General features: G+C 68.2%; 10 protein-coding genes and 2 tRNA genes. 8 read left to right on the forward strand and 4 right to left on the reverse strand.

Translation table 11 applies throughout. From position 1 onward, the window contains the following. Both OC439_RS22785 and OC439_RS22790 read left to right on the forward strand, forming a co-directional pair. Nucleotides 1–113, forward strand: a 113-nt coding sequence (locus tag OC439_RS22785; protein WP_262015214.1) for an RICIN domain-containing protein, incomplete at its 5' end; no start/stop codon positions are given. A 173-nt stretch (nt 114–286) separates the two neighbouring features. Beyond that, nucleotides 287–1,294, forward strand: a complete 1,008-nt coding sequence (locus tag OC439_RS22790) for a sugar phosphate isomerase/epimerase family protein (RefSeq protein ID WP_262015202.1) — start codon at nt 287–289, stop codon at nt 1,292–1,294. A gap of 159 nt (nt 1,295–1,453) precedes the next feature. On the opposite strand, the gene OC439_RS22795 is transcribed toward OC439_RS22790, so the two are convergent. Then, nucleotides 1,454–2,638, reverse strand: coding sequence for an ROK family transcriptional regulator (locus OC439_RS22795; RefSeq protein ID WP_262015203.1), 1,185 nt, complete (start codon nt 2,636–2,638; stop codon nt 1,454–1,456). Nucleotides 2,639–2,734: 96 nt separating this feature from the next. Further along, the gene (locus tag OC439_RS22800) at nt 2,735–3,121 is read right to left on the reverse strand and encodes a hypothetical protein (RefSeq protein ID WP_135241524.1); all 387 of its coding nucleotides are present in this window, start codon (nt 3,119–3,121) and stop codon (nt 2,735–2,737) included. 269 nt (nt 3,122–3,390) lie between these two features. Here OC439_RS22800 and OC439_RS22805 point away from each other — a divergent pair. From OC439_RS22805 to OC439_RS22830, 6 genes are all read left to right on the forward strand, one after another. Then, a tRNA-Asn gene (locus OC439_RS22805) sits at nt 3,391–3,463 on the forward strand. Nucleotides 3,464–3,641: 178 nt separating this feature from the next. Further along, the gene (locus OC439_RS22810; RefSeq protein WP_262015204.1) at nt 3,642–5,777 is read left to right on the forward strand and encodes an MMPL family transporter; all 2,136 of its coding nucleotides are present in this window, start codon (nt 3,642–3,644) and stop codon (nt 5,775–5,777) included. After that, a complete protein-coding gene (locus OC439_RS22815; RefSeq protein ID WP_262015205.1) occupies nt 5,770–7,005 on the forward strand; it encodes an NAD(P)/FAD-dependent oxidoreductase in 1,236 nt (411 codons plus the stop codon). Before OC439_RS22810 ends, OC439_RS22815 begins: the two co-directional genes overlap by 8 nt. 124 nt (nt 7,006–7,129) lie before the next feature. Further along, nucleotides 7,130–7,206: transfer RNA gene (locus OC439_RS22820), tRNA-Ile, on the forward strand. 69 nt (nt 7,207–7,275) lie between these two features. After that, complete coding sequence (locus tag OC439_RS22825; RefSeq protein ID WP_262015206.1) at nt 7,276–8,535, forward strand: tyrosine-type recombinase/integrase; 1,260 nt, start codon at nt 7,276–7,278, stop codon at nt 8,533–8,535. 691 nt (nt 8,536–9,226) lie between these two features. Then, nucleotides 9,227–10,435: an ATP-dependent nuclease gene (locus tag OC439_RS22830; RefSeq protein ID WP_262015207.1), complete on the forward strand. Its 1,209-nt coding sequence runs from the start codon at nt 9,227–9,229 to the stop codon at nt 10,433–10,435. A 333-nt stretch (nt 10,436–10,768) separates the two neighbouring features. On the opposite strand, the gene OC439_RS22835 is transcribed toward OC439_RS22830, so the two are convergent. Both OC439_RS22835 and OC439_RS22840 read right to left on the reverse strand, forming a co-directional pair. Beyond that, entirely contained in the window at nt 10,769–11,170 is a 402-nt protein-coding gene (locus OC439_RS22835) for a nuclear transport factor 2 family protein (RefSeq protein ID WP_262015208.1), read from the reverse strand. 309 nt (nt 11,171–11,479) lie between these two features. Then, on the reverse strand, nt 11,480–11,816 hold a 337-nt coding region (locus OC439_RS22840), incomplete at its 5' end, for a transposase family protein (protein WP_315985946.1).

Genomic DNA, 11,816 nt, shown 5'->3' on the forward strand with positions numbered 1-11,816 from the left:
ACCCGCAGTCGGGCAAGTGCCTGGACGTGTCCGGCAACAACTCGGCCGACGGCACGGCGGTGCACCTGTGGACGTGCACGGGTGCGGCGAACCAGCGCTGGACCCTGCCCTGACGGAGGCCATAGAGTGGAGGCGGCGACCGCGAGGTGGCCGGTGACCCGGCGGGAGGCGCAACCCGCCCGGGAGCAGACGCTGCGGCGTCCACCGGTTCCCACGCGTCGCCGCCTCCGGTCGTCCTCGCCCCGGTCCGCGACGGAATCCCCCATCACCACAGGGGAGAAGGACAATGGCGCGACCCATCACGCTCTTCACCGGCCAGTGGGCCGATCTGCCGTTCGACGAGGTCTGCCGGCTCGCCGCCGAGTGGGGCTACGACGGTCTGGAGATCGCCTGCTGGGGCGACCACTTCGAGGTGGACAAGGCGCTCGCCGACGACTCGTACGTGGAGCGCAAGCGGGCCACCCTCGCCAAGCACAACCTCCAGGTGTTCGCCGTCTCCAACCACCTGGTCGGCCAGGCGGTCTGCGACCACCCGATCGACGAGCGGCACCAGGACATCCTGCCGGCCCGGATCTGGGGCGACGGCGAGCCGGAGGGCGTGCGGCAGCGGGCCGCCGAGGAGATCAAGGACACCGCGCGGGCGGCGGCGAAACTCGGCGTACACACCGTCGTCGGCTTCACCGGCTCGTCCATCTGGCACACCGTGGCCATGTTCCCGCCGGTGCCGCCGGCCATGATCGAGCGCGGTTACCAGGACTTCGCCGACAGGTGGAACCCGATCCTGGACGTGTTCGACGAGGTGGGCGTGCGGTTCGCGCACGAGGTGCACCCCAGCGAGATCGCCTACGACTACTGGACGACGAAGCGCACGCTGGAGGCGATCGGGCACCGGGAGGCGTTCGGGCTCAACTGGGATCCGTCGCACTTCGTCTGGCAGGAGCTGGACCCGGTGAACTTCATCTTCGACTTCGCCGACCGGATCTACCACGTCGACTGCAAGGACGCGAAGGTCCGTACCGGCGACGGGCGGCGCGGCCGGCTCTCCTCCCACCTGCCCTGGGCCGACCTGCGGCGCGGCTGGGACTTCGTCTCCACCGGTCACGGCGACGTGCCGTGGGAGGACTGCTTCCGGGCGCTCAACGCGATCGGCTACGACGGCCCGATCTCGATCGAGTGGGAGGACGCCGGCATGGACCGCCTGGTCGGCGCGCCGGAGGCGCTCCAGTTCGTCCGCCGCCTGGCCTTCGACGCCCCCACGGCAGCCTTCGACGCCGCCTTCAGCAGCCGCGACTGACCCCCCTCACCTCACCCCACCCCGCCCTCCCTGCCCCCCGCGATCTTGCAGTTGCGGCCCTCACAAAACGGGTGTAACCGACATCCCGGGGGCCGCAAGTGCAAGATCGGCGGCGCGGAGGGCGGAGGCAGGGGCGGGGGTGGGGGTGGGGGTGGGGGACTAGCGGGCGGCGTAGGTCTGGGTGCTGACCAGGTGGGCCGCGCCGATCAGGCCGGCGGTGTCGCCGAGGTCGGACAGGACGATCGGCATGCTGCCGGTGGCCAGCGGCGTGGACCGCCGGTAGACGACGCCCCGGATCTCCGCGAGCAGGACCGGACCGATCCCGGCCGGCGCGCCGCCGATGATCACGATGGCCGGGTTGACGAAGCTGACCAGCCCGACCAGCACCCGCCCGAGCCGGCGGGCGGCGTCGCGCACCAGCGTCTGCGCCGCCGGGTCGCCCTCGGTGGCCGCCGCCGCCACGTCGGCCACCGACAGCCTCCCGGCCGTGGCCAGCCGGTCCGCCAGCGCCGTCGAGCGCCCGGCCCGCGCGGCGCTCACCGCCTCGCGCACCAGTGCGACATCCCCGCAGTACGCCTCGACGCACCCGTTGTTGCCGCAGCCGCAGAGCGGCCCGTCCTCGGTGAGCTGGAAGTGGCCGATGTCGCCGGCCCCGCTGGCCGCGCCCCGGTAGAGCGAGCCGGCGAGCACCAGCCCGCAGCCGATCGCCTCACCCAGCTTGACGTAGAGGAAGTCGTCGAACGGCCGGCCGGTGCCGGCGTGCCGCTCGCCGAGGGCCATCGCGTTGGCGTCGTTGTCCACCTGTACCGGGCAGCCCAGTTCGGCGGCGAGCGTGTCGCGTACCGGGAAGCGGTGCCAGCCGGGCAGGGCCGGTGCGGACACCGGCGTGCCGTCGCGGACCTCGACCGGCGCGGGCAGCGCCACGCCGACGCCGGTGAGCGACGTCAGTCCCGCCTCGACGCGCAGCTTGCCGAGCAGCTCGACGATGCGCCCGACCACCACGTCCGGGCCGAGCCGGACGTCCACCGGCTCGTCGTGCCGGGCGAGCGGGTTCAGTTCGCCGTCGGTGAGCGCGACCCGCAGGATGCCGTCGCCGACGAGCACCGCGCCGAACCGGACCTGCGCGCCGACGCGCAGCAGCGACGAGCGGCGTCCGCCCCGGGACGCGGCCGGCCCGGCGGTCTCCACCAGGCCGAGCGTGGTCAGCCGGTCCACCTCGGCGGCGAACCGGGCCCGGGGCAGGCCGAGGAGGTCGGCCAGTTCGACCCGGGAGCGTGGGCCGTCGTCGCGCAGCAGGCGCAGCAGTCGCGCCTGATCCGCCGTCTCCGGTCCGACCATCGGCATGTGGTCACCTCCCCACGGAGAATGTGCCACACCGCCGCCCGCGCACACGGGAGCGGGCCGGTCACCCGGAGGTGACCGGCCCGCTGTCCGCTTGCGTCAGAGCGTGTTGCCGGTGCTGGACGGCTTGGTGCTCGTGCCGGTGGTGGTCGAGCCGGACGCGCTGGTCGAGCCCGTCCCGTTGGCGCTGCGGCTGCCGACCGCGGCCGGCGTGCCGGCGAACGGCTTGTCGGCGTCGGTCATGCCCGGCTTGCCGCCGTTGGTGGCGAGCTTCTCACCGAGCTTGGTCTGCCCCAGCTTGTCCTTGCCCTCCGAGTAGAGCCGGTTCGCCTGGGCCTGCGCGACCCCGGCCGCCTCCTGGACGGTCGGGTGGTCGAGCACCTTGCGCCCGCGGACCACCAGCTCCTCGTACTTCTCCCGGCCGGCACGGGCGCCCAGGACGAATCCCGCAGCCAGCCCGCCAAGAAACATGATCTTTCCGCGCATGGCGGCTCCTTCCGTACCTGACGCTCTCGCCGGTTTCCCGCCAGCTCGGCGGAACGACCGTCTCGCGCCTGCGTTCTCTGTCGACGGCTAACTACCCATCCTGCTCTCCGCTCATGCCTCCCTGTGCCGAGATGACGATTTGTCCGGAATCCTGGCGCGTCAGCCGGTGCGGTCCTCCTCCGGTAACCCCCTGGCGCACCACCCCCCGATGTCCTGTACTCTTGTCCCCGTCGCACGGAGCGGAGAGATCCGAACCGAGCGGTGCACGGTCCCCTGTAGCTCAATTGGCAGAGCAGCCGGCTGTTAACCGGCAGGTTATTGGTTCGAGTCCAATCGGGGGAGCTTCGCTCCACGTCACGCCCGTCGGCATCGCCGGCGGGCGTTCGTCGTTCCGGCAGCGCCCCTGCGGTGCCCGGCTGCCCGGTTTCCGCCCCCGAGTCCTCGTTCGCGCGGCAGGATGGTCGGCGTCGACTTAGACTCCCGCTGCGTCGATTGATGCGTCGATTCGAGGACGGTGGAGATGGCCGCAGGACGCAGCCGCTGGACCGCGACGCTGATCGCGGTGGCGGTGGTGCTGGGCTGGCTGATCGTCGGCGGCATCGCCGGCCCGTACTCCGGCAAGCTCGGCGAGGTCTCCACAAACGACAACGCCTCCTTCCTGCCGGCCGACGCCGAGGCCACCCGGGCGCAGGACCTGGCCGGCGGATTCGTCGACCGGGAGACCACCCCGGCACTCGTGGTCTACGAACGACCCGGCGGCCTCACCCCCGCCGACCAGCAGCGCATCCAGGCCGACGCGGCCCGCTTCGCCGAGGTGCCGGGCGTGGTCGGCCCGCTGCCGCCACCTGTCGTCAGCCAGGACGAGCAGGCCGCCCAGGTGATCGTGCCGATCGACAGCGCCGAGGGCGAACAGATCCGGTCCGTGGTGCAACGCCTGCGCGACATCGCCGGCCCGGACCGCGACGGGCTCACCGTCGACGTGGCCGGACCCGCCGGGCTGCTCGGCGACCTGATCGAGGTGTTCAGTGCGATCGACGGGCCGCTGCTGCTGGTCACGCTGACAGTGGTGCTGGTCATCCTGCTCGTCGTCTACCGCAGCCCGGTCCTCTGGATCTTCCCGCTGCTGGCCGCCGGGATGTCGTACTCGCTCGCCGCCGTCTTCGTCTACCTGCTCGCCGACCACGACATCGTCAAGCTCAACGGGCAGGCGCAGGGCATCCTCACCGTGCTCGTCTTCGGTGCCGGCACCGACTATGCGCTGCTGCTCATCGCCCGCTACCGGGAGGAACTGCACCGGCACGAGCGCCCCTGGGACGCCATGCGGACCGCCTGGAAGGGCGCCGCCCCGGCCATCATCGCCTCCGGCGCCACAGTCATCGTCAGCCTGCTCTGCCTGCTGCTGTCCAGCCTCAACTCCAACCGCGCGCTCGGCCCGGTCAGCGCCGTCGGCATCGCCGCCACGCTGCTGGTCATGCTCACGTTCCTGCCCGCCCTGCTGGTCCTCGGCGGGCGCTGGGCGTTCTGGCCCCGGCGACCCCGGTACGACCAGGCCGACCCGCGCACCGAGCACGGCATCTGGGCGCGGATCGCCGGCTTCGTGGCGCGCCGCGCGCGTACCGTCTGGGTCGTCACCGCCGTGGTGCTCGCCGCCCTCGCGATCGGGGTGACCCAGCTCGGCGCCACCACGCTCGGCCAGTCCCAGCTGTTCACCCAGCGCACCGACTCGGTCGCCGGCCAGGAGGTCATCGACAGGCACTTCCCGGCCGGCACCGGCAGCCCCGCCACCGTCTTCACCACCCAGGCCACCGCCCGGCAGGTCGCCCAGGTGGCGCAGGGCGTACCGGGGGTCGCCTCGGTGCTGCCGCTCGGCGAGCGGGGCGAGAACGCGCCGCCCGACCCGGACGCGCCCCCCAAGGTGGTCGACGGGCGGGTGCAGCTCAACGTCACGCTCGCCGACCCGCCGGACAGCAACGGCGCCGAACGCACCATCCGCGACCTGCGCGAGGCGGTGCACCGGGTACCCGGTGCCGACGCCGTGGTCGGCGGCTTCACCGCGATCAACGTGGACACCGCCGACGCCTCGGTACGCGACCGCGACGTCATCATCCCGGTGGTGCTGCTGGTCATCGCGGTCATCCTGGCCCTGCTGCTGCGGGCCCTGGTCGCCCCGGTGCTGCTGATCGCCACAGTGGTGCTGTCGTTCCTGGCCACGCTGGGCCTGTGCGCGCTGCTGTTCCGGTACGTCTTCGACTTCCCCGGCGTCGACCAGTCGTTCCCGCTGTTCGCGTTCGTGTTCCTGGTCGCGCTCGGCATCGACTACAACATCTTCCTGATGAGCCGGGTCCGCGAGGAGTCGGTGCGGCGCGGCACCCGCGCCGGAGTGCTCGCCGGGCTGGCCGTCACCGGCGGCGTCATCACCTCCGCCGGCATCGTGCTCGCCGCCACGTTCTCCGCGCTCGCCGTCCTGCCGCTCGTGGTGCTCGTCGAGCTGGGCGTGGCGGTCGCCGTCGGCGTACTGCTCGACACCATCGTGGTCCGCTCGCTGCTGGTGCCCGCGCTCGCGTACGACATCGGGCCGAAGGTCTGGTGGCCGGGCCGCTTGTCGCGGTCGCACCGTGAGGGCGACCGGGCCGGGGCGGGGGTGGACCGTGCCTGACACGGACGTGGTGGTCGTCGGCGGCGGCCTGGCCGGTCTCGCCGCCGCCCGGCGGCTGCACCGCGCCGGCGTGCCGTGGCGGCTGCTGGAGGCGGGCGACCGGCTCGGCGGGCGGGTCGCCACCGACCGCGTCGACGGGTTCCTGCTGGACCGGGGCTTCCAGGTGCTCAACGCCGCGTACCCGCGGCTCACCGGCCTGGTCGACGTCGGCACTCTGACGATGGGCTGGTTCACCTCCGGCGTGCTGGTGCGCCGCGGCGACCGGCTGGAACGCCTGGTCAACCCGCTGCGCGAACCGACCGGCGCGCCCGGCACGCTCACCGCCGGCATCGGATCACTGACCGACCGGTTGCGGTTCGCCGCGCTCGCCGCCGGCTACGCCACAGTGCCGGTCGGGCGGCTGCTCGGCACGCCCGAGACCAGCGCCGAGACGGCGCTGCGAAGGGCCGGGCTCTCCGACGCGATCATCGAGGAACTGCTCCGGCCGTTCCTGTCCGGCGTGCTGCTCGACCGCGAGCTGGCCACCTCCAGCCACGTGCTCGCGGTCATCATGCGCTCCTTCGCCCGGGGGAGGATCGGCCTGCCGGCGGACGGCATGGCGGCGCTGCCGAGGGCGCTCGCCGCGCCGCTGCCCGCCGAACTGATCGAGCTGAACACCCCGGTCACCGAGGTCGCGCCCGGCCGGGTCCGCACCCCGTCCGGCGAGATCACCTGCCGCGCCGTCGTGGTCGCTGTCGACCCGCCCGCGGCGGCCACGCTGCTGCCAGGGCTGCCGAGGGTACGCATGCACGCCTACACCACCTACTACCACCGCACCGACACGGCACCACTGGACGAGCCGATCCTGCTGCTCGACGGCGACCGCCGGGAACTGATCGCCAACACGGTGGTGGTGAGCCGGGCCGCGCCCACATACGCGCCGGACGGCCAGCACCTGGTCGCCACCTCGGTGGTCGGCCCGCAGGCCCCGCCCGAACCGGTGATCCGGCGCGAACTGGACCGCCTCTACGGCCGCTCCACCGCCGACTGGACCCACCTCACCACAGTCACCGTGCCGGACGCGCTCCCGGCCGCACCGCCACCGCAGGGCCGGCTGCGCAAGCCGGTGGCGCTCGGCGACGGCCTGTACGTGGCAGGCGACCACCGCGACAGCCCGTCCATCCAGGGGGCGCTCGCCAGCGGGTGGCGTACGGTCGGCGCGGTCCTCGCGGAGTTGCGGCGCGCGTGAGGCGTTGGTCGACGGGTTGCGCGTTGTTATCCTCGCGTTGCCCATCGTGCTGTCGCGGCCGTGTTTCCGCCCGGTAGGTGGTGGTCCGCGCAGCGATCGGCGGGTTACGATCCGGCGCGGTCACGGGGCGGTAGCTCAGCCGGTTAGAGCAGGGGACTCATAATCCCTCGGTCGCGGGTTCGAACCCCGCCCGCCCCACCAGCCAAAACACTAGATCCACGATCTTCCCGTGGTGCTACTCGTGGTGCGAGCGAGCTACGGTCTGTCCCCATGGGGACAGCGAACGGGCGTGCGAAGCGGCAGCGAGGCGAGATCGAGGAGCTGCCCAGCGGCTCACTCCGGGTGAAGGTCTACGCGGGCATCGACCCCATCACGAAGAAGCGGCACTACCTGACCGAGACCATCCCGCCCGGCCCGACGGCCCGGAAGGAAGCGGAGAAGGCGCGTACGCGCTTCCTGGCTCAGGTGGACGAGCGACGCAACCCGCGCACCCGCGCCACCGTCGACCAGTTGCTTGACCGGTGGCTTGAGGTGCTCGACGTCGAGGCGTCGACCCGGCAGGGGTACGTCAAGAAGCTGAACAAGCATGTCCGGCCGTTGCTCGGCAAGCTGCCGGTGGCTCGGATGGATGCCGAGACGCTGGAGTCGTTCTACGCGGTGCTGCGGAAGTGCCGGGACCACTGTGGAGGTAGCCGGAAGGCCATCGAGCACCGGAAGGTCGGGCCGCACGAGTGCACCGACAAGTGCCGGCCGCACGAGTGCAAGCCGCTGGCGCCAGCCTCGATCCGGCAGATTCATTGGATCCTGTCCGGGGCGCTGAACCGGGCTGTCCGGTGGCGCTGGATTGCGATCAACCCGGCAGACCAAGCGGAGAAGCCCGGGATGCCTCAGCCCAACCCGCACCCACCAACGGCGCCGGAAGCGGCTCGACTGGTCACTCAGGCGTGGAAGGACCCGGACTGGGGCGCGTTCGTGTGGGTAGCCATGACGACGGGGGCGCGACGGAGTGAGCTGTGCGCGTTGCGGTGGTCCGCCGTCGACCTGGAAGCGGCTGTGCTGACCCTGCGGAGCGCGCTGTACGTTGACGACGCGGGGAAGTTGCGGGAGAAGGACACCAAGACACACCAGCAGCGACGCGTAGCCCTGGATGCGGAGACGGTGGAGGTGCTTCGCGACCAGATGGCCCGCTGCAAGGAACGTGCGGGTGCCCTCGGGCTGTCGCTGGCCTCCGACGGCTATGTGTTCTCGTCGGAGCCGGACGGTGCTACGCCGCTCGTGCCGGACACAGCCACCCAGCGATTCAGCCGGATGGCTGCGCGACTCAGCATTACTACCAATCTGCATGCGCTCCGGCACTACTCCGCAACAGAGCTGATTGCAGCTGGTGTCGATGTTCGGACAGTTGCCGGCCGGTTGGGACATGGCGGGGGAGGAGCGACAACCCTGCGCGTCTATGCGGCGTGGCTATCGGAGTCCGACCAAAGAGCAGCGGCGACGTTGTCTTCAAGGATGCCAGCTCGCCCACGCTAGACCGGCGCGGTAGCTGGCAGCTGCGCCGCGCGCTTGCCAACCACGCCGATACCTCTCATGTTCATTGGCTTGCCCTCTTGGACTGGTCGGTCCTCGCTGCTAACGTAAGGGCCTTGTTCCGGTTCTCCATTTGCGTGTTGAGGACAATGTTCTGGCTGGAGAGGCTGTCGTGGGGGAACTGTTTCACGGTTTTGGCATCCAAGGGTACCGAAGTTTTCATGAAGAGATGCAGTTTATTGGGCCCTTGAAAAGGATTAACCTCCTGGCGGGTCAAAACAACTCCGGCAAGTCGAACATCGTTCGATTTCTAACCCAGCACTTGAAAAGCCGAAACGCGTGGTCTCCTAGCGGTTTAGACGCCCCCCGCGGGGCGGCAAACTCAGCTTCTTTTGCTTGTGCGCTTCCTCTCCCTGCGACGGATCGGATCATTGAGTCGCTCCCCGCACTGGGGCCGTCTGAGCGCCGCTATCTGGAGTCGTTCTTGTCTTGCCGGGCGCTGCGGCTTGTTGAGGGGAGTGACCGCGCCTGGTTGCGGTTCTCGTCGTCAGGTGATAGCCCGGGTGCCCGTAACCTAATTGAGGCGCAGGCCGAGGAAGTCCTGGACGAGGTAGGAGATAGAGCTGCTCGATCCCTGTCTAGTTTTATGACTAGCTCTTATGGTGGCGCGCGAACTGCAGATTGCCTGCGAGTCTTGCATAATCTGGCAAGTCGCATTGAAATTCCTAAAGTTCATCTTATCGACTCGTTCCGGCAGATTAGAGAGCCGTCGTTCCCAAGGGGCGAGCCCGAAAATGGCTATGCGGGTATCGGCTTGATTGACCAAGTGGCCCTGTTGCAGAATCCCGAAGCGCTGCAACAGCTGGAGCACGAGCGCAAATACGCGCTTTTGAATAAATTTGTGGCGGAAGTCTTCGAGGAGACGACAGCCCGCCTAGAAGTTCCAGCTAGCCGTGGAACTATCAATGTTCGCATGCGAGGTTCCCTGCTCCCGTTGGATAATCAGGGGACAGGCATGCATCAAGTCATTATTATCGCTGCCGCCGCGACAATGATCGAAGACTCTCTAGTGTGCATTGAAGAGCCGGAGATTAATCTTCATCCTATTCTTCAAAAGCGTCTGCTGAACTTCCTTATGGAGAACACTTCTAATCAGTATCTGATTACAACGCACTCTGCTCAAATGCTCGACTATGAGCGCGCCAACGTCTTCCATTTGGAGCATTCTCCGTCGGGTACTGCCGTCTCCGCGGCTACTACTCCGGCTCAAGTCTCTGCCATATGTGTTGATCTGGGCTACCGGCCTTCCGACCTGTTGCAATCGAACGCAGTGATATGGGTGGAAGGTCCTAGTGATCGGATATACATCCGAGACTGGATTGGCAGGATGGATAGGAGGCTGGTTGAGGGTATTCATTACTCCATCATGTTCTATGGCGGATCTCTTCTTCGGGACCTCTCGGTTGACGATGATAGATTATCTGAATTTATAAATTTGCGTCGACTCAATCGGCACCTCATTGTTGTAATGGATAGCGATCGACGGAGTCGGGGTGCCAAGTTGACGCCTGCGAAACTGCGAATCCTAGACTGCTTCAATGAGTCCCAAGAGCCCGGGTTCGCATGGCTTACTGATGGCTACACCATCGAAAATTACGTTCCTTTGGATGTGTTAACAAAAGCCGTATCGGTGGTTCACCCACGCTCCTCCTATTCTTGGAGCGGAGACCGGTGGAGTAATCCGTTGGGATCTCTCACTTCCCCTAACAAGGTTAAGATTGCAGAGAAAGTCGTCAGTATTTGGTCAGATCCAACGTCTGACCGTCGCCTGCTGAAGTGGACGGAGCGGGTAGTGACGCTCATTCGCCAAGCGAACGGAATGCCTGACGTTCGGGTGACATGATGATCAAGGCTCTTGATGACCCTCTCCTGGCAGACTATGGGTAGGCTCGGGATCGTGGACCTAACTACAAGCGGGACTGCAAGAACTATTGCCCTCCGGGCGGGGATCTTCGACAGAGATGGGGAAGTCCGTCCGGATGATGCGGTAGTCAGTGGTTGCGCGGGTCGCCATCTCCACCGTGAGTCCCAGGCAGAGCCGAGCAGACCAGGGGCCAGGGTGACAAGGTCGTTCGTCCGGTAGGGCGCTCCACCTTGCCACCCTGGCCCCTGGCCCGCTCCACGGTGTGTGGGACTCACGGCGGAGATGGCTCTGAGGCGGGCCGTGCGAGTGAAGTCATGGATGCAGCGGCGCTCGTCGGGGCTTCACCTGCCGATAGGCGATTCGCCACCCCGCAACCTCTCGGCGGACGATGTCCTCGTAAACCACGCTGCCGACCGATCCGTCGGCATTGATGCCAATCCCCTTGGATACAGCCCGGATGGTGCCGTCCGCGTCCTCGGTTACGTAGACGTTCGTGACATGGTGGCCCACAGGGTTCCTGTCCCCAAGGGCTAGAGCTGCCCGCTTGATTGCCTCATAGCCGTGCAACTCGCCGGCCCCGAAGGCAGTCACGTCGTACACCACGTCGACAGCGAACAGCTCGTCCATCCTGTCGAGCTCGCCAGCGTCCATGAGATGCCCATGCAGGGCTATCAGCTCGTGGACCGCGAGCCTGTCTTCCGCCGAGAGCGCCATCAGCGCACCCCTCCCCGTACAGCCATCCCTACAGCCAAGACTGCCGGCAGACGCCGACACGGCCAGACAGCAACCGACTGTGTGACCAGGGGAAGGCTATCGTGACCGCCCATCCGTGATCTTCTTCTAATCCCCCGGCCGCCGGCGCCCGCGCTTGACAACTGTCATTGAGACTCGTTCGGTAGGGCGCTCCACCTTGTCCCATCCGGGGAGGCTGGACGGTCCGGCGACTGCCCGACGAGGAGATCCGCTTCCGAGCAGCCGTCAGACCGGGACGACGCGGCAATGCATGTGATCACTGAGCCATTTTCATCCTGCGTAGCGGTCAGCTTCGATGTGGTGCAGGACGAGGATGGCCTGCACGATCGCGGTGGCGCGGCGTGGGCAGCAGCGCAGCTTGACCAGGATTTTCCAGGTCTTGAGGGTGGCGATCGCGCGTTCGCCGCGGGCGCGGATCTTCGCGTGGGCCCGGTTGACGGCCTTTTGCCGGCGTGACAGCTTCGGCCGGAAGCGGCGCCGCTTGAACGGGGTGCGCAGGCTGCCGCGGGTGCCTTGATAGCCCTTGTCCGCGAAGGTCATCATGTCGGCGCTGGTCAGGGCGTCGATGATGCCGTGGGTGCGGGCGGCGGTCAGATCATGCGTCGAG

Origin of the sequence: Micromonospora sp. Mcm103 (assembly GCF_024519755.1) — a bacterium.
Classification (GTDB): Bacteria; Actinomycetota; Actinomycetes; order Mycobacteriales; family Micromonosporaceae; genus Micromonospora; species Micromonospora aurantiaca.

Bases quoted from the DNA above. Each gene is read 5' to 3' on its own strand.
- OC439_RS22825 (WP_262015206.1), top strand. From the start codon at position 7,276: ATGGGGACAGCGAACGGGCGTGCGAAGCGGCAGCGAGGCGAGATCGAG.
- OC439_RS22795 (WP_262015203.1), bottom strand. From the start codon at position 2,638: ATGCCGATGGTCGGACCGGAGACGGCGGATCAGGCGCGACTGCTGCGC.
- OC439_RS22800 (WP_135241524.1), bottom strand. From the start codon at position 3,121: ATGCGCGGAAAGATCATGTTTCTTGGCGGGCTGGCTGCGGGATTCGTC.
- OC439_RS22810 (WP_262015204.1), top strand. From the start codon at position 3,642: ATGGCCGCAGGACGCAGCCGCTGGACCGCGACGCTGATCGCGGTGGCG.
- OC439_RS22790 (WP_262015202.1), top strand. From the start codon at position 287: ATGGCGCGACCCATCACGCTCTTCACCGGCCAGTGGGCCGATCTGCCG.
- OC439_RS22835 (WP_262015208.1), bottom strand. From the start codon at position 11,170: ATGGCGCTCTCGGCGGAAGACAGGCTCGCGGTCCACGAGCTGATAGCC.